Origin of the sequence: Streptomyces sp. NBC_00209 (assembly GCF_045206345.1) — a bacterium.
In the GTDB taxonomy this organism is placed as follows: Bacteria; Actinomycetota; Actinomycetes; order Streptomycetales; family Streptomycetaceae; genus Streptomyces.
Genome location: NZ_CP108121.1, coordinates 4,020,066 through 4,037,591, shown reverse-complemented (window position 1 = coordinate 4,037,591; position 17,526 = coordinate 4,020,066). Strand labels below are relative to the sequence as shown.

General features: G+C 71.0%; 16 protein-coding genes. 10 read left to right on the top strand and 6 right to left on the bottom strand.

Annotation, left to right across the window (positions count from 1 at the left end; all coding sequences use genetic code 11):
- Positions 1-103 precede the first annotated feature (103 nt).
- A complete protein-coding gene (locus OG867_RS18310; RefSeq protein ID WP_406286671.1) occupies positions 104-439 on the top strand; it encodes a YnfA family protein in 336 nt (111 codons plus the stop codon).
- A 69-nt stretch (positions 440-508) separates the two neighbouring features.
- Entirely contained in the window at positions 509-1,267 is a 759-nt protein-coding gene (locus OG867_RS18305) for an SDR family NAD(P)-dependent oxidoreductase (RefSeq protein WP_406286669.1), read from the top strand.
- 31 nt (positions 1,268-1,298) lie between these two features.
- Here the strand turns inward: OG867_RS18305 and OG867_RS18300 are convergent, their stop codons facing one another.
- Positions 1,299-2,492, bottom strand: coding sequence for an RtcB family protein (locus tag OG867_RS18300; RefSeq protein ID WP_328900783.1), 1,194 nt, complete (start codon positions 2,490-2,492; stop codon positions 1,299-1,301).
- A 170-nt stretch (positions 2,493-2,662) separates the two neighbouring features.
- Between OG867_RS18300 and OG867_RS18295 the strand changes: the two genes are divergently transcribed.
- From OG867_RS18295 to OG867_RS18285, 3 genes are all read left to right on the top strand, one after another.
- Positions 2,663-3,538: a DUF3558 domain-containing protein gene (locus OG867_RS18295; RefSeq protein WP_406286667.1), complete on the top strand. Its 876-nt coding sequence runs from the start codon at positions 2,663-2,665 to the stop codon at positions 3,536-3,538.
- 144 nt (positions 3,539-3,682) lie between these two features.
- Positions 3,683-4,516, top strand: a complete 834-nt coding sequence (locus OG867_RS18290; RefSeq protein WP_406286665.1) for a DUF3558 domain-containing protein — start codon at positions 3,683-3,685, stop codon at positions 4,514-4,516.
- A 134-nt stretch (positions 4,517-4,650) separates the two neighbouring features.
- Positions 4,651-5,967 (top strand): DUF2637 domain-containing protein, encoded by a 1,317-nt coding sequence (locus tag OG867_RS18285; RefSeq protein ID WP_406291029.1) that lies wholly within the window; start codon positions 4,651-4,653, stop codon positions 5,965-5,967.
- Between the two features lie 60 nt (positions 5,968-6,027).
- Here the strand turns inward: OG867_RS18285 and lysS are convergent, their stop codons facing one another.
- On the bottom strand, positions 6,028-7,779 hold the full coding sequence (gene lysS, locus OG867_RS18280; RefSeq protein ID WP_328900786.1) for a lysine--tRNA ligase: 1,752 nt from the start codon (positions 7,777-7,779) through the stop codon (positions 6,028-6,030).
- A gap of 132 nt (positions 7,780-7,911) precedes the next feature.
- Between lysS and argS the strand changes: the two genes are divergently transcribed.
- On the top strand, positions 7,912-9,681 hold the full coding sequence (argS, locus tag OG867_RS18275) for an arginine--tRNA ligase (protein WP_406286663.1): 1,770 nt from the start codon (positions 7,912-7,914) through the stop codon (positions 9,679-9,681).
- A gap of 60 nt (positions 9,682-9,741) precedes the next feature.
- Here the strand turns inward: argS and OG867_RS18270 are convergent, their stop codons facing one another.
- Positions 9,742-10,167 carry a hypothetical protein gene (locus OG867_RS18270; protein WP_406286660.1) on the bottom strand — a complete coding sequence of 142 codons (426 nt, stop codon included), beginning with the start codon at positions 10,165-10,167 and terminating at the stop codon, positions 9,742-9,744.
- 227 nt (positions 10,168-10,394) lie between these two features.
- Here OG867_RS18270 and OG867_RS18265 point away from each other — a divergent pair, with 227 nt between their 5' ends.
- Positions 10,395-10,766 (top strand): ATP-binding protein, encoded by a 372-nt coding sequence (locus OG867_RS18265; protein WP_406291026.1) that lies wholly within the window; start codon positions 10,395-10,397, stop codon positions 10,764-10,766.
- Positions 10,767-10,779: 13 nt separating this feature from the next.
- Here the strand turns inward: OG867_RS18265 and OG867_RS18260 are convergent, their stop codons facing one another.
- Positions 10,780-12,000 carry a phospholipase D-like domain-containing protein gene (locus OG867_RS18260; RefSeq protein WP_406286658.1) on the bottom strand — a complete coding sequence of 407 codons (1,221 nt, stop codon included), beginning with the start codon at positions 11,998-12,000 and terminating at the stop codon, positions 10,780-10,782.
- A gap of 234 nt (positions 12,001-12,234) precedes the next feature.
- On the opposite strand from OG867_RS18260, the gene OG867_RS18255 reads away from it, so the two are divergent.
- The gene (locus tag OG867_RS18255; RefSeq protein ID WP_406286655.1) at positions 12,235-13,491 is read left to right on the top strand and encodes a choice-of-anchor A family protein; all 1,257 of its coding nucleotides are present in this window, start codon (positions 12,235-12,237) and stop codon (positions 13,489-13,491) included.
- Between the two features lie 48 nt (positions 13,492-13,539).
- Here the strand turns inward: OG867_RS18255 and OG867_RS18250 are convergent, their stop codons facing one another.
- The gene (locus tag OG867_RS18250; protein WP_406286652.1) at positions 13,540-14,880 is read right to left on the bottom strand and encodes a helix-turn-helix domain-containing protein; all 1,341 of its coding nucleotides are present in this window, start codon (positions 14,878-14,880) and stop codon (positions 13,540-13,542) included.
- Positions 14,881-15,195: 315 nt separating this feature from the next.
- On the opposite strand from OG867_RS18250, the gene OG867_RS18245 reads away from it, so the two are divergent.
- Positions 15,196-15,918, top strand: coding sequence for a DUF4232 domain-containing protein (locus OG867_RS18245; protein WP_406286649.1), 723 nt, complete (start codon positions 15,196-15,198; stop codon positions 15,916-15,918).
- 29 nt (positions 15,919-15,947) lie between these two features.
- Positions 15,948-16,439 (top strand): hypothetical protein, encoded by a 492-nt coding sequence (locus tag OG867_RS18240; RefSeq protein ID WP_406286647.1) that lies wholly within the window; start codon positions 15,948-15,950, stop codon positions 16,437-16,439.
- A gap of 9 nt (positions 16,440-16,448) precedes the next feature.
- Here the strand turns inward: OG867_RS18240 and hemB are convergent, their stop codons facing one another.
- Positions 16,449-17,444 carry a porphobilinogen synthase gene (hemB, locus tag OG867_RS18235; RefSeq protein WP_406286644.1) on the bottom strand — a complete coding sequence of 332 codons (996 nt, stop codon included), beginning with the start codon at positions 17,442-17,444 and terminating at the stop codon, positions 16,449-16,451.
- Positions 17,445-17,526: the final 82 nt, after the last annotated feature.

The window sequence follows — 17,526 nt, the reverse complement described above, 5'->3', positions numbered from 1 at the left end:
GTCCCGCCGTTGCACCCCGAAGATACCGATCACCCCGAATTGCGCATATTTACCGACCGGTTCGTCGCGCCTCGCGGCGCGCCGCCCATGACACGCTGCTCCCATGTCCGTGCTCCGCTCCCTCGCCCTGTTCGTCCTCGCCGCGCTCTTCGAGATCGGCGGCGCCTGGCTCGTCTGGCAGGGCGTACGGGAGAACCGGGGGTGGGCCTGGATCGGCGCGGGAATCATCGCGCTGGGCGCGTACGGCTTCGTGGCGACGCTTCAGCCGGACGGCGAGTTCGGGCGGGTGCTCGCGGCGTACGGCGGGGTCTTCGTGGCGGGCTCGATCGCCTGGGGCATGGTCGCCGACGGCTACCGGCCGGACCGCTGGGACGTGACCGGCGCGCTGGTCTGCCTGGCCGGGATGGCCGTGATCATGTACGCCCCCCGCAACCACTGACCCGGGTCCGACCTGCCTATCCTGGCCCCGTTCGACCGTACCGTTCAGCCGTCCGAGGAGAGCCCGACCATGGCCGCAACCCCCATCGCCGTCGTCACCGGAGCGAGCAGTGGCATCGGCGCCGCGACCGCCCGGCAGCTGGCCGCCTCCGGCTACCGCGTCGTGCTCACCGCCCGCCGCAAGGACCGCATCGAGGCCCTGGCCGCCGAGCTCACCGAGGCCGGCCACCAGGCGACGGCCTACGCGCTGGACGTCACCGACCGCGCGGCGGTGGACGAGTTCGCCACCGCGTTCCGCGGCCTGGCCGTCCTGGTCAACAACGCGGGCGGCGCGCTCGGGGCCGACCCGGTCGCGACGGGTGACCCGCAGGACTGGCGGCAGATGTACGAGACGAACGTCATCGGCACGCTCAACGTGACCCAGGCCCTCCTGCCCGCGCTCACCGCGAGCGGCGACGGCACGATCGTCATCCTCTCCTCGACGGCCGGCCTCTCCACCTACGAGGGCGGCGGCGGTTACGTGGCCGCCAAGCACGGCGAACACGTCCTGGCCGAGACCCTGCGCCTGGAGATCGTCGGCACCCCGGTCCGCGTCATCGAGATCGCCCCGGGCATGGTCAGGACCGAGGAGTTCGCCACCACGCGCTTCCGCGGCGACACGGACAAGGCCGCCAAGGTCTACGCGGGCGTCGAGGCCCCCCTCACCGCCGACGACGTGGCCGACACGATCAACTGGGCGGTCACCCGCCCCAGCCACGTCAACATCGACCTCCTGGTGGTCCGCCCCCGAGCCCAGGCATCCAACTCGAAGGTGCACCGCACGGCGTGAGAACGGGGGCCGGGTCGCCCCCGGCCCCGCCTCAGCCCTTCACGCAGATGACCTGCTTCAGCTTGGCGACGACCTCGACCAGGTCGCGCTGCTGGTCGATGACCTTCTCGATCGGCTTGTAGGCGCTCGGGATCTCGTCCACGACCCCGGAGTCCTTGCGGCACTCGACGCCCCGCGTCTGGTCCGCGAGGTCCTTCGTGGAGAACCGCTTCTTCGCCGCGTTCCGGCTCATCTTGCGGCCGGCGCCGTGCGAGGCCGAGTTGAAGGACTTCTCGTTGCCGAGGCCCTTCACGATGTACGAGCCGGTGCCCATGGAGCCCGGGATGATGCCGTAGTCGCCGGAACCGGCCCGGATCGCGCCCTTGCGGGTGACCAGCAGGTCCATCCCGTCGTACCGCTCCTCCGCCACGTAGTTGTGGTGGCAGGAGATGACCGGTTCGAAGGTGACCTTGGCCTTCTTGAACTCCTTGCGGACGACGTTCTGGAACAGCGCCATCATGACCGCGCGGTTGTGCTTCGCGTACTCCTGCGCCCAGAACAGGTCGTTGCGGTACTCCCGCATCGGCTCGGTGTCCGCGAGGAAGACCGCGAGGTCACGGTCGACCAGGCCCTGGTTGTGCGCCAGTCCCTGCGCCCGGCCGATGTGGAAGTCGGCCAGCTCCTTGCCGATGTTCCGCGACCCGGAGTGCAGCATCAGCCAGACGGAACCCGACTCGTCGAGACAGAACTCGATGAAGTGGTTGCCACTTCCGAGCGTTCCCATCTGCTTCGTGGCCCGTTCCTGACGGAATTTGACCGCTTCGGCCACCCCGTCGAACCGGTCCCAGAAGTCGTCCCAGCCCCGGGCCGCCAGGCCGTACAGGCCGGACGGGTCGACCGGATCGTCGTGCATGCCGCGGCCGACCGGGATCGCCTGCTCGATCTTCGAGCGGAGGCCGGAGAGGTCGCCGGGGAGGTCGTTCGCGGTCAGCGACGTCTTCACCGCGGACATGCCGCAGCCGATGTCCACGCCCACCGCCGCCGGGCAGACCGCGCCGTGCATCGCGATCACCGAGCCGACCGTGGCGCCCTTGCCGAAGTGGACGTCGGGCATGACGGCCAAGCCCTTGATCCAGGGCAGTGTGGCGACGTTGCGCAGCTGCTGCATCGCCACGTCCTCGACCGACGCCGGGTCGGTCCACATCCGGATGGGAACCTTCGCACCCGGTACCTCTACATACGACATAACCCCTCGATTCCCCCGAAAAGTCTGAAAGCGCAAAACCGGCGCCAAGATCGGCAAATAAGTCAGCCGACCGGCGTTCACAGCGGCGCGTGCGATACACATTGTGTCCACCGGCCGCCATCGGGCGGCAACCGTTTTTCGCACGAAGGGAGCCCAGGACCGTGCGACGAATGGCGTACGCGACCGGCGCCGTGCTCATCGCCGCGCTCGCCGCCGGCTGCACCAGCGATACCGGAAGCGGCGAATCCGCCCCTGACGGCAAGCCGGGCACCCCGACCGTCTCCTCCGCTCCCCCGGGCAAGTACCGCACCCTCCCCGACGCCTGCCGGGCCATCCCGCAGGCCACCCTCAAGGACCTCCTGCCCGGCACCGCCGACATGCCGGAGGCCCAGCAGGACAAGGTGTTCGAGGGCGCCGCCACGGTCACCTACGACACCGACCGGCGGATCGGCTGCCGCTGGAAGTCCGACGTCCCCGAGGGCACCCGCAGCATCCACCTGGACTTCGAGCGCGTTGTCTCCTACGACACCGCCGTGAGCGACGACGACCGCGCCCGCGAGGTGTACGCGAAGAAGGAGACCGCCGCCGATCTGCCCGACACCGCCCTGCCGCCGGAGACCCCCGACGCGTCCCCGTCCGGCTCCGGCACCCCGGACGCCGGCACGGAAGGCACGGAAGGCACGGAGAGCACGGAAGGCACGGAAGGCACGGAGAGCGCGGACGGCACAGAGGGCACGGAGAGCACCGAGGGCACGGACGGCAAGGGCGCGACCGGCGACACCACCCCCGGCAGCCCCGCCGACAGCCTCCAGCCCCGGCTGCTCGACAAGCTGGGCGACAGCGCGTTCCTGGACGACGCGCTCAGCCGGGCCGGCGCCCCCGCCCGCCACCGCACCGTGAGCGTGGTGTTCCGCACATCCAACGTCATCGTGACCGTCGAGTACACCGCCCAGCCGGCCATGCCCACCGAGGTCCCCGACAGCCAGGAACTCCAGGAGAAGGCCCAGGCACTGGCCCGTCAGCTGGTCGATTCGTTCAACGACTGACGCCCCCGGTGCCCCGCCCGGACCGCCCGCGCACCGCTCCCCGCGCCCGCCCGCGAAGGCGGCATCCGGTCGCCGTCCGTCGTACCGTGGCCCTCCGGAGCCACCACCGTCCCCCGACCGCCGCGCCATCCGAGTGAAGGAACCATGCACCGATCAGCCCCGCGACTCACCCGCATACTCGCCTGCGCCGCCGTCCCGGTGATGCTCGTCGTCGCCGGATGCTCGTCGGACTCCGGCGACAAGAAGGAGGCGGACTCCTCCGCCTCCGCCACGCCGGACGCGACGAAGTCGGAACCGGCCGTCGAGGCGGCGAAGTTCGCCGAGCTGCCCGACCCCTGTTCGTCCGTCGAGGCGAAGACCGTCAGGTCCCTGGTCCCCTCGGCCAAGAGCAAAAACGGCACGCGCAGCAAGTCCAGCGACGCGTCCGCGCGCGGCGGCTGCTCCTGGAACGGGCTGGCCGACAAGGGTGTCAAGGGCTCCCAGTACCGCTGGCTGGACGTCGGCTTCACCCGCTTCGCCTCGGACCAGACCCTGGGCAGCGGGGCCGCCCGCGCGGGCGACGAGTTCGACAAGCAGGTCAAGAAGTCCCAGGCGGCCGACGGCGCGAAGAACATCGCGACCGGGCCCGTCAGCGGCATCGGCGACCAGGCGACGAAGATCGCGTACGACCAGTCCAAGACGGACGAGGACTTCCGGTTCGCGACGATCGTCGCCCGCACCGGGAACGTCGTCGTGGTCGTCAACTACAACGGCGCGGGTTACGCCGGTTCGAAGACCCCGGACGCCGAGACCATCCTGAAGGGCGCCACGATGGCAGCCAAGGACGCGGTCGCGGCCGTCGCCGACGCGAACGCGAAGACCGACCCGTCCCCGAAGGCGACCGGCAAGGCGACTGACAAGGCGTCCGACGACTCCTCCAAGAAGCCGTCCAAGAAGCCGTCCAAGAAGCCCAGTTCATCGGCCAAGGCCAAGTCCTAGCAACGACATCCGCGGCCACCCCGGCCCCTCCCCCCGCGACACCTCTCGCACACATGTGCCAGGCTGTGCCCGCCGGAAACAAGCCACCGGCGACGAGGACAAGGGAACAGGGAGGGGATGGGGGGGTGGCTGCGATGCAGCTGACGCGCACGCATCGGGTGCTGATCGGTCTGGTCGTGGCCGGCGCGGTGCTGATCGCCGCGATCGGCTTCGCCGGTTCGTACGCCGCGGTGCGCGAACTGGCCCTGAGCAAGGGGTTCGGGAACTTCTCGCTGGTCTTCCCGATCGGCATCGACGCGGGCATCTGCGTCCTGCTGGCCCTGGACCTGCTGCTCACCTGGCTGCGCATCCCGTTCCCGCTGCTGCGCCAGACGGCCTGGCTGCTGACGGCCGCGACGATCGCCTTCAACGGCGCCGCCGCCTGGCCCGACCCGCTCGGCGTCGGCATGCACGCGGTCATCCCCGTCCTCTTCGTCGTCTCCGTCGAGGCCGCCCGCCACGCGGTGGGCCGGATCGCGGACATCACGGCCGACAAGCACATGGAGGGCGTCCGCCTCACCCGGTGGCTGCTCTCGCCGGTCCCCACCTTCCGGCTCTGGCGCCGGATGAAGCTGTGGGAACTCCGCAGCTACGAGCAGGTCATCAAGCTCGAACAGGACCGGCTCATCTACCAGGCCCGCCTCCAGGCCCGCTACGGCCGCGCCTGGCGGCGCCGGGCCCCCGTCGAGTCCCTGATGCCGCTGCGCCTCGCGAAGTACGGCGTCCCACTCGCCGAGACCGGCCCCGCGGGACTGGCCGCCGCGGGCATCGAACCCGCGCTCCTGCCCCCGGCCCCGGACCCGGACCCGGCCCCGCTGCCGGAGCCCATGCCGGAGCCGCTGCCCCAGGCCGCGGCCCCCGCCGTGGAGACGGCCCAGCAGCACCCGGAGCTGCCGCAGACGGCGACCCCGGAGGAGTGGCAGCAGGCCCCCGGGCAGCCCGCCGCCGACGAGAGCGACAACCCCTGGTTCCCGTCGCAGGCGACCGCCAAGGTGTACGAGGGCAGGTACGACCCGGACTTCGACGTCGAGGGCCCGGTCCCGCACCAGGTCCCCTCGGGCCCGGGCGGCCGCACCCGGCCGCTGGGCAACGTGGGCACGGTCGGCAGCACCGTCCCCGGCGAGCGGCCCGAGCGGACCCCCGTACCGGAGCCCGTGCCCGTACAGGAGCCCGTCCAGGAGTCCGCACAGCAGTGGACGCAGCAGGACGAGGAGTTCGCCGAGATCGCGTACGACGTGTTCTCGGCGTTCATCGCCGAGAACAACGACTACCCGAGCGTCGCGGTGCTGGACATACACCTGTCGGACGGGCACAACGTCCGCCACCCGCGCGGCGAGGCCCTGCTCCGGCAGCTGATGCCGGACTTCAAGCGGCGCTTCCACGCGGAGCTGGAAGCCGACCACATCGCGTAACCCCGCGACGCACGAGGGGCCGCCTCCCACCCGGGAGACGGCCCCTCAGCGCATCCGTACCTACGCGCCCAGCAGTCGGCGCACCCGGTCCGCCCCCACCGCGAGCAGCAGCGTGGGCAGCCGCGGCCCCGTGTCGCGGCTGACGAGCAGCCGGTAGAGCAGGGCGAAGAAGGACCGCTGGGCGGTCTTCAGCTCGGGCGTCGGCTTGGCGTCGGGCTCCAGGCCCGCGAGAACCTTCGGCACGCCGTAGACGAGCGTGGTCAGGCCGTCCAGGGACCAGTGCGTGTCCAGGCCCTCCAGGAGGAGCCACAGGGACTCGCACGCCTCGTTGTCGAGCGAGCCGAGCAGCTCCCGGTCCGGCTCGTCGCGCACGATGGTGCGGGCCTCGGCCGGGACCTGGGTGGTGATCCAGCTCTCGGCGCGGTCGAGGCGCGGGCGGGCCTCGTCCAGCGAGGTGAGCGGGTTCGCCGGGTCCAGCTCGCTGAGGATGCGCAGCGTCTGGTCCTCCGCGCCCGCGGTGATGTCGGCGACCGAGGCGAGCGTGCGGTACGGCAGCGGGCGCGGCGTGCTCGGGAGCTCACCGGCGGCCGTGCCGATCGCGCGGGCGTACGCGGCGGCGTCGGCCGGGAGGACCGTGCCGTCGGCGACCTTGCGGGCCAGCGAGTCCCACTCGTCGTAGAGCCGCTGGATCTCCTGGTCGAAGGCGATCTTGAAGGACTGGTTGGGCCTGCGGCGGGCGTAGAGCCAGCGCAGCAGCGGGGCCTCCATGATCTTGAGGGCGTCGGCCGGGGTGGGCACGCCGCCCTTGCTGGAGGACATCTTGGCCATGCCGGAGATCCCGACGAAGGCGTACATGGGCCCGATCGGCTGCACGCCGTCGAAGATCTCGCGGACGATCTGGCCGCCGACGACGAACGAGGAGCCGGGCGAGGAGTGGTCGACGCCGCTGGGCTCGAAGACCACGCCCTCGTAGGCCCAGCGCATGGGCCAGTCGACCTTCCAGACCAGCTTGCCCCGGTTGAACTCGCTGAGCCGGACCGTCTCGGCGAAGCCGCAGGCCGTGCAGGTGTAGTTCAGCTCGGTGGTGTCGTCGTCGTACGAGGTGACGGTGGTGAGGTCCTTCTCGCAGTTGCCGCAGTAGGGCTTGTACGGGAAGTAGCCGCCGGAGCCGCCGCTGCCGTCGTCCTCGCTCGCCGCGCCGGAGCCGGCCTCGGCCTCCAGCTCGGCCTCGTCCACCTTCTTCTGCTGCGGCTTCTTGCCGCCCGCCGCCGGATCCTTCTTGGTGCGGTAGCGGTCGAGGACGGCGTCGATGTCCGCGCGGTGGCGCATGGCGTGCAGGATCTGCTCGCGGTACGTGCCCGCGAGGTACTGCTCCGTCTGGCTGATGCCGTCGTACTCGACGCCCAGCTCGTCCAGGGACGCGGTCATGGCGGCCTTGAAGTGCTCGGCCCAGTTCGGGTACGCGGACCCGGCCGGGGCGGGCACCGAGGTCAGCGGCTTGCCGATGTGCTCGGCCCAGGACGCGTCGACGCCGGGGACGCCGTTCGGCACCTTGCGGTAGCGGTCGTAGTCGTCCCAGGAGATCAGGTGCCGCACGGTGTACCCGCGGCGGCGGATCTCGTCGGCGACCAGGTGCGGGGTCATGACCTCGCGGAGGTTGCCCAGGTGGATCGGGCCCGACGGGGAGAGGCCGGAGGCGACGACGACCGGTTTGCCAGGCGCACGACGCTCCGATTCGGCGATGACCTCGTCCGCGAAGCGGGAGACCCAGTCGGTCTCGGTGCTGCTCTGACTCTGAGCCACGGTCGGCACGTCCTTCTCTCGGCTAGGACTGGTAGGGGCAGCGGCCATTCTCCCAGGTGCGGGCCGCAGCACGAAAACGGCTTTACTCCCCGTGGAATACTGGACCGATCCTCTGTCCTCTACCGAAACGGCAGCCAGCTCATGGCCTCGGTCACTTCCCTCGCTTCCACGCTCCAGCAGCAGCTGGCGGACGCCCTGACGGCAGCACTGCCGGATGCGGGCACCGCCGATCCGCTGCTGCGCCGAAGCGACCGGGCCGATTTCCAGGCCAACGGCATCCTGGCGCTCGCCAAGAAGCTCAAGGGCAATCCGCGCGAGCTGGCCGCCCAGGTCACCGACGCGCTCCCGGCCTCGGACCTGATCAAGGACATCGAGGTCTCGGGCCCCGGCTTCCTGAACGTCACGCTGACCGACCGGGCGATCACCGCGACGCTGGCCGCGCGCGCCGCCGACGGCGACCGGCTGGGCGTCCCGGCGGACGAGGCGGCGGGCACCACGGTCGTCGACTACGCCCAGCCCAACGTGGCCAAGGAGATGCACGTCGGCCACCTGCGGTCCGCCGTCATCGGTGACGCGATGGTGCGGATCCTGGAGTTCACCGGCGAGTCCGTGGTCCGGCGCCACCACATCGGCGACTGGGGCACGCAGTTCGGCATGCTCATCCAGTACCTCGTGGAGCACCCGCACGAGCTGGACCACGAGGGCGGCCAGGAGGACGGCGAGGCCGCGATGTCCTCGCTGAACCGGCTCTACAAGGCGTCGCGGGTCCTGTTCGACTCGGACGAGGAGTTCAAGGCGCGGTCCCGGGACCGGGTGGTCGCGCTCCAGGCGGGCGACGCGGAGACGCTGGCCATGTGGCAGCGGTTCGTGGACGAGTCGAAGATCTACTTCTACTCGGTCTTCGACAAGCTCGACATGGAGATCAGCGACCCCGACATCGTCGGCGAGTCCGGCTACAACGACATGCTGGAGGAGACCTGCCGCATCCTGGAGGAGACGGGCGTCGCCGTCCGCTCCGAGGGTGCGCTGTGCGTCTTCTTCGACGACGTGCTGGGCCCCGACGGCAACAAGGTCCCGCTGATCGTCAAGAAGACGAACGGCGGTTACGGCTACGCGGCGACCGACCTCTCCGCGATCCGCGACCGGGTGCGGAACCTCAAGGTGGACACCCTGCTGTACGTGGTGGACGCGCGGCAGTCGCTGCACTTCAAGATGGTCTTCGAGACGGCCCGCCGGGCGGGCTGGCTGAACGAGGACGTGAAGGCGCACCACCTCCCGTTCGGCACGGTGCTCGGCAAGGACGGCAAGCCGTTCAAGACCCGTGAGGGCGTCACGGTCCGGCTGGAGGACCTGCTGGACGAGGCCGTCGAGCGGGCGACCGCCGTGGTCCGCGAGAAGGCCGGAAAGGTGGGCCTGTCCGAGCAGGAGATCGTGGAGAACGGCCGGTACGTCGGCGTGGGCGCCGTGAAGTACGCGGACCTGTCGACCTCCGCCGTACGGGACTACAAGTTCGACCTGGACCAGATGGTGTCGCTGAACGGCGACACGTCGGTGTACATCCAGTACGCGTACGCGCGCAGCCAGTCGATCAAGCGCCAGGCGGGCGACGCGAAGGCGGTGGCGCACCCGGAGCTGGAGCTGGCCCCGGCGGAGCGGGCGCTGGGCCTGCATCTGGACCAGTTCGGCGAGGTGCTGGCCGAGGTGGCCGCACAGTACGAGCCGCACAAGCTGGCCGCGTACCTCTACCAGCTCGCGTCGCTCTTCACGACGTTCTACGACCAGTGCCACGTACTGAGCGAGGACAACCCGGCCGAGGTCGTCGAGAACCGGCTGTTCCTCTGCGACCTCACCGCCCGCACCCTGCACCGGGGCATGGCGCTGCTCGGCATCCGGACGCCCGAGCGGCTCTGAGGCGCCGGTAGGGGCGGGGCTTTTTACGGGGCGGGGCCCGGCGGGCCCCGCCCCTCTCCGCTACTCCGGACGCCCCAGCGTCCATCCCGAGACGTCGGACAGCCTGCCGCGCCACAGCGGCAGCCGCAGCGGGGCCACCCCGCCGCAGACGAGGGTCGCGTCCCGCAGGTGGATCCAGCGGGGCAGGAAGGCGGCGTCCTCCTCCGTCTGCGCCTCCTTGATGCCCTGGTCCACCGTCTCGGGGAACTCCGCCAGGAGATTCGCTCCCTCACCCTCCACCTGGCGCAGGCTGCGCGCCCATTCCGCCTTCCACGACTCGTGGCCGATCACCTCGCCGTGAAGCACCCCGGCGGGGACCGCCAGCGTCAGCGGCAGGCCGGAACGGGTCTCCCGGTCGAGCAGCTGGATCAGCAGCTGGAGCTGGAGGTCGGGCACCGGCTGGGTGACCAGGAGTGCGTCGCGGACGGAGTCGGCTGAGTCGGTCATCTGGTGTCCCCTTCGGCCATGGCCTCTTTCCGGCGCCGGGCCGGAATTCACTTGCCCCGTATGCCCCGAGTCGACGTGCTCAATCACTTGCCCCACGTACGGGAAAAAAGCCGGATACGCCTGGGACCCGAGGGAAGAAGAAGAATTCAGACCGTTCGACGATCATTTCTCCGGGGGAGAAAATGACTGACCTCGATTCCGCGGCGGTGTCTCCCGCCCCGCACCCGATGACAGTGACCGGGCCTCCGCCGTCCAGGGCGGCCGACGCGCGGGCGGCGGCCAAGGTGTTCGTGGCGACACTCGACCCACGACCGGCGGCGACGACTATCCAGGACCTGCTGCTCCTGGTGTCCGAACTGGTGACGAACGCGATCCGGCACGCGGGCGCGGTGACCGCGCTGAGCTTCTGGGCGGACGAAGCCATGCTGTACGTACAGGTCGCCGACCCCAGTAGGGACCGCCCGCGACAGCGAACGCCCGACCTCAGCGGCGGTACGGGGGGCTTCGGCTGGCCCCTGATCCTGAAGCTGGCCGATAAGGCCGACATTCGCGACCACGCCCCCCGCGGAAAAGTCGTTCTCGTTTCCATGGCGCGCTGAAAATGACGGGCGCTCAGAGAAAGCGGCGCAGCGGCCGCACCGACGCCTCGCGAAGACGCTGGGCGACGGACCTGCGCCGCCACCTCCGGCCCTCGATGCGCTCGCTCGCCTTCAGGTCCTCCGTGAAGTGGGCGTCGAGCGTGGCGGTGAGTTCCCGGTCCAGGACCGCGAGCATGACCTCCTCGTCGTGGTCCAGGGAGCGGCGGTTGATGTTCGTGGACCCGATCAGCGCGGCGACCCGGTCGACGGTGATGATCTTGGCGTGCATCATCGTCGGCTGGTAGTGGTGGATCTTCACGCCGCACGCCGTCAGCTGCTCGTAGTACAGCTGCCCGGCGAGCTGGCAGACCCGCTTGTCCGTGTGCGGGCCCGGCAGCAGGATCTCCACCTCGACCCCGCGCCGCGCCGCCGCGCACATGAGCTCCACGAAGAAGGCGTCCGGGGCGAAGTAGGCCGTGGCGATCCTGACGCGTTCCTCGGCGGTCTCCAGGACGACCCGGAGCAGGGTCTGCATGTCCTGCCAGCCCACGCTGGCCGAGCCCCGCACCACCTGCACCACGGCGTCGCCCTGAGGCGGGATGCTCCGGAACCGGTCGCGCGCGTCGAAGAGTTCGTCGTGGCACTCGGCCCAGTTCTGCGCGAAGGCGGCGGCGAGTCCGTCGACGGCCGGGCCCCGTACGCGGACGTGCGTGTCCCGCCACTCGTTCTCGTTCCGCGCGTCGCCGCACCACTCCTCGGCTATCCCGACACCGCCGGTGTACGCGGCCTCCTCGTCCACCACAAGGACCTTGCGGTGGCAGCGGTGGTTCTGCTTCAGGGGCGAGAGGTAGAGCGGCTTGCGGAACCACGCGACCTGGACGCCCGCGTCCTCCATGGCCCGCAGCTGGTCCTTCTCTATGAGCCTGCTCCCGAACCCGTCGAGCAGCAGCCGTACGCGGACCCCGGCGCGGGCGCGATCCGCCAGGGTGGCGGCGAACTCGCGCGCGATGTCGCCGCGCCAGTAGACGAACGTCATCATGTCCACGGTGTGCTCGGCACCCCGGATGCTGTCCAGCATCGCGGCGAAGATCGCGTCCCCGTTCCGCAGCGGGACCAGCTCGTTCCCCTCGGTGGCGGCGATGCCGATGAGCCGTTCCAGCCGCCGCCTGAGGCGCTGCGCGCGCTCCACGAGGGCATCGTCGGCGATGGGCGCCGCTGTCCGCAGTTCCGGTCTGTCGTCGGTGCCGCTGGTCATGTCGCTCCTCAAGAGTGTTCGGTGGCTCCCGGGCCAGAGACCATCTTCCCCAGGACGCGCACCACACGCCGCACCCACCGGCCGGGCCTCGTTCACCGGGCACGTGGGGGCTGAACTCTCCGGTCAATGGGGGCCGGTGGCCTCATTGGTCTTGACCAATTTCCCTAAGTATGAGAATCATGACCGGAGTCGCCACAGAACCTTCATAACTGCTCCGCAGGAGACCCACGCACCATGCGCATACCGACCTCCGCCGCCCTCGCGGCGCTCGGCGGTGCCCTCGTTCTCGGGCTCACCGTCGCTCCGGCCGTCCAGGCCGCCCCCGCCTCGGCGGACTGCACGACCGACGCCTTCGGAATCGCCGGTAAGTACGGCGAGTTCGTCCTCGGGGACGACGTCCACTCCCCCGACGCCGAAGGCGCCGTGGCGGTCGGCGGCAACGCCGACTTCAAGGGCGGGTTCAGCGTCGGCAACGAGCTGACGGCCGCCCAGGTCGACGCGCTGCCCGGCCGGGCGTCGCTCGTCGTGCGCGGCGACCTGCTCAACGGCGGTTCCGCCACCGTCGTGATGAAGGGCAACGCCGTCGTCGGCGGCGAGGTCAAGGACCGCGCGGTCGAGATGCACAACGGTACCTTCAGCAAGAAGGCCGATCTGATCGACTTCGACGGCGAGTTCGCGAAGCTCCGGTCGTACGCGGACACGCTGGCCAAGGAGTCGGCGACCTCCGGCGCCACCGCGAGCCTCGACGGCAACCGGCTGACGCTGACCGGCACGGACACCGGCCGGAACGTGTTCTCGGTCGAGGCGTCGCAGCTGGAGAAGGCCAAGGAGGTCTTCATCAAGGTCCCGGCGGGCGCGACGACGATCGTCAACGTCACCGGCCAGACGTACGACATGCAGACGGCCGGCACGACGGGCTTCTTCCTCTCGGGCGGTCAGGACTTCGTCCTTGACGACAAGACGCAGAGCGCGGAGGACGGCGCGGTCCGCGCCAAGCTGCTCTGGAACTTCCCGACCGCCACGAAGGTCGTCAAGAACAGCCAGGCCGCCTGGCCCGGCAGCGTGCTCGCCCCGTACGCGCACCTGGAGCTGGGCACGGCCGCCCCGGTCAACGGCTCGGTCTGGGTGGCCTCGCTGCACGGCTCGGGCGGCGCGGAGACGCACCACTTCCCGTTCACCGGCTGCCTGCCCGAGGTGCCCGGCACCCCGGAGCCCGGCACGACCCCGAGCGGCACGCCCTCCACGACGCCCCCGGCGACCGCCACCCCGTCGGCCTCGGTGCCGCCGTCCGGCGACGCGACCCCGTCCGCCACCCCGTCGGGCACGACGACCCCGGGCGCCCCGGTCCCGTCGCCCAGCCCCTCGCAGCCCGAGGGCGACCTGGCGACGACCGGTAGCGGCAACATGATCCCGATCACCGTCGGAGGCGCCGTGGTCGTCGCCGCCGGTGCGGGCCTCGTGGTCATGGCCCGCCGCCGCAAGCGCGCCTGACGCATGACCGTTTGAGCGGCACGCGGCCCGGGAAGGGCCGCGTGCCGCTCAGCGCTTTTCCCAGACCGAGGTGTCGTAGCGGTAGTAGTACTCCGGGCGCCCCGCGATGCTGCTCGTACGGAACGGCTTGCCGCCCTCGTCCACGCGCAGGGTGCCCGTACGGCCGCCGCTGGACCACTCCAGCTCCAGGTACCAGCTGACGTCGTGGCCCTCCACGTGCGCGTCGAGGTCGAAGACCTCCACATCGCTGGACGACACCCGGAACGGGAAGTCCTTGGCGGGCACGGTCTCGTCGCCCTGCTTCCCGGCGACCGGCCTGAGCCCCGGGCGGCTGTCGTCCAGGTCGACGTCGAAGGACTGGGGCTCGATGCCGCTGCCGCACCCCTCGCCCATCGAGAACGCCGGCTGCTGCACCGGCGCCCGCTGGCTCAGCACCTTCACCCGGAGCCCGGTCAGGACGACGGCCTGCGCGGAGGTGCCCTGCACGGTCAGCTCCAGCTTCATGGAGCCCCCGTCCACCCCGCCGAGCGCCCGCGCCCAGCCCCGGGTGCTGTTGGGCGGCGGCGGGGGCGGCACGGTCGCCGGGTCCTGGCCCAGCAGGTAGTACTGCCCGCAGGGCTCCTCCCAGTTGTACGAGCTGATCGTCACCGTGGGCGGCTTCCCCGGCCCGCCCCCGGGCGCGCCGGTGGTGCGCGAGGCGGACGGTGACGTCCGTACGGAGGCACTGGCCGAACCCGCCGTCGCGGAGGCGCTGGGCCGCTTCGACGCGCTGACCGAGGGCGAGGGGATGTCCGGGGACGCGGAGACGAAGTCCTCCCCGGGAGTGGTGCCCGGCCCGCCCGGGGCGCCCGCGGCCGCGTCGGAACCGGTCTGCTTGAGCTGGCCGATGACGACGGCGGTGGGCACGGTGAGCGCGACGACCGCCGCGGCGGCGAGGAGCACCCGCGTACGGGCGGAGGCCCGGCGCCGGCGTGAGGGGGCGGGGGCTTCGCGTACGGGCCCGGGGTCCAGAGGCTCGGGCCCCGGCGCTACGGGCGCGGGCTCCGGCTGCGTCTCGGCCGGCTCCGGCTCAGCGGGCTCCGGCTTCACCGCCTCCGGCGCCACGGCCTCCGCCGGAGCAGACGCTTCCGCCTTCCCCCGCCCCCGCGCCGCGTCCGCCAGGATCCACCGGCGGTGGGCCTCCACCAACTCGTCGGAGGTCGCCCCGCAGAGGCGCGCGAACCGCTCCACGGGCGCGAACTCACCCGGCACCGCGTCCCCGTTGCAGTACCGGTGGAGCGTCGACGTACTGACGTGCAAGCGGCCCGCGAGCACCCCGTAGCTGCGCCCCGAACGGTCCTTCAGTTTCTTCAGCAGGCCCGCTAGTTCCTCGGCCTCCGGCGTCGCCACTGCGGCGTTCCCCCTCCTGGTCCGTCCCGGATCACCGTTCCAGGGACGTGGAATCTGCCCAGGTCACAGTACGCGCAGGCATTCCAGCATCCCCAATGGTGTGGCGGGCGTTGCGGCCGGAATCGGCCGTGCCACAAGCTCGGACCACACCACAGCGACCACGGGGGCCGAACAGTGCGAACCCTCTTCCGCATCGAGCTGACCGATGCGCTGGCGATCGGGGTGCTGATCGTGACGACCGCGATCGTCCTGCTCCTGATCTGCCAGAACTGACCACACCGGAACGACCGGACACAACCCACGGGGAGTACCACCATGCGCAGCAACCGCATCCGCACCACCGTTCTCGCGGCGACCGCCGTGCTCGCCGCGCTCTCGCTCACGGCGTGCGGCGGGGACGACGGCACCGACGCGAAGAAGCCCGCGGCGTCCGTCCAGGCCACCGACGACACGTCGACGGCCACGCCGGACAAGGACTCGACGGCCCCCACGGACGCCGAGCCGGCCTCCGACACCACCAAGCCCGCCGAGAAGCCCGCCACCAAGCCGGCCGAGAAGCCCGCGGAGTCCGCCGGAAAGCCCGCCTCCAAGCCGAGCCCGAAGCCCAAGCCCAAGTCCCCGGTCACCTGCACCGGCGCGAACACGAAGGTCACCGTCACCAAGGTGACCCGCCCGATCAACCACCTGCTGCTCACGGTCACCAACACGGGCGACCGCCCCTGCTACGCGTACCACGCGCCGATGCTCCGCTTCGACGGCGCGCAGGCGGTGTTCCGGGTGCTCCGGGACAGCAAGCCGCAGGCCGTGGTGACGCTCGACCCGGGCCAGTCCGCGTACGCCGGGATCGGCCTGACGGGCGAGCCGAACGGCCAGAAGCCGTACCCGAGCAAGCACCTCGGCGTCACCTTCGCCGACCGCGCCGACGCCCCCATCAACGGCTCCCAGGCCGAGCTGACGCTGCCCGCCGGGACCTACTGGGACGACAACGGCTTCGTCACCTACTGGCAGAGCGAGATGTCCGACGCACTCGTCTACTGACCGCCCAGCTCGAAGTAGAACCAGATCCGATGCGTGCCGTCCTCGTCGACGGCGGGCTCGCCGTCCCCGCCGATCCCGGCGAGGGCGGCGAGCCCGCTCCCCGGCGCGATCGAGAAGAACCCATGCGCGACCGCCGCACACCTGATGGAATCGTGCCCATGTCACAGACCAGCGCCCTGGACGACGAGCCCCTGGACGACCTCCCCAAGAACCCCTGGATCGCGCCGCTGGCCTCGACGGTCATCATGCTCCCGGCCGTGTTCTACGCGCTCCTCTTCAGCATGCTGATGCCGATGGCCTGCGACTCGTGCACGGACGCGGAGGGCGACCGCTTCGACGCGAGCTTCGGCCCGGCCTTCGCGGTCTCCTGCTGCGGCCTCGCCCTGAGCCTCGGCGTGCTGCTCGCGAGCTGGGTGTGCATGCGGAGGAGGCCGGCGGCCTCGGTCCTCCTCGCCGTGGCCGCCCCTCTGACCGTGCTGTTCACCTGGATGCTCTTCATGGGCCTGGTGGACACGCCGTAGGGCCTGTCCTCAGCGCCGCAGCCGCTGCGCGACCTCCGTCGCCCAGTACGTCAGGATCAGCTGGGCGCCCGCGCGGCGGATGCCCGTCAGGCTCTCCATGATCGCCGCGTCGCGGTCGATCCAGCCCTTCTCGGCGGCGGCCTCGATCATGGAGTACTCGCCGCTGATCTGGTACGCGGCCACCGGCACGTCCGACGCCTCCGCGACCTTCGCCACGATGTCCAGGTACGGTCCGGCAGGCTTGACCATGACCATGTCCGCGCCCTCTTCGAGGTCGAGCGCCAGCTCGCGCAGCGACTCCCGGATGTTGGCCGGGTCCTGCTGGTACGTCTTGCGGTCGCCCTTGAGCGAGGAGCCGACGGCCTCGCGGAACGGGCCGTAGAACGCCGAGGAGTACTTCGCGGTGTACGCGAGGACCGAGACGTCCTCGTGGCCCGTCTGGTCGAGCGCGTCGCGGATGACCCCGACCTGCCCGTCCATCATCCCGCTGGGGCCGACCACATGGGCGCCCGCGTCGGCCTGCACCTGGGCCATCTCCGCGTACCGCTCAAGGGTGGCGTCGTTGTCGACGCGGCCGTCCTCGGTCAGCACGCCGCAGTGGCCGTGGTCGGTGAACTCGTCCAGGCACAGGTCCGACATGACGATGAGATCGTCGCCCACCTCCTCCCGCACCGCGCGCAGTGCGAGCTGGAGGATGCCGTCCGGGTCGGTGCCCGCCGTGCCCCGGCCGTCCTTCTTCTCGTCCAGCGGGACGCCGAACAGCATGATCCCCGAGACCCCGGCCGAGACCGCCTCGACGGCCGCCTTCCGCAGGGTGTCCAGGGTGTGCTGCCGCACTCCGGGCATGGCCGAGATCGCGACCGGCGCTTCGATGCCCTCGCGGACGAACGCGGGCAGGATCAGGTTGGCCGGATCGAGCCGTGTCTCGGCGACCATCCGCCGCATCGCGGGGGTCGTCCGCAGCCGACGGGGCCGCGAGCCGGGGAAGTTTCCGTACACAGTCATCCTTCGAGCGTAGACCCGCGCGCCCCACGCTCTTACCGACACCGGTGCCGGGAAAGAGCCGGGAAAGAGCCCGGAAAGCAGC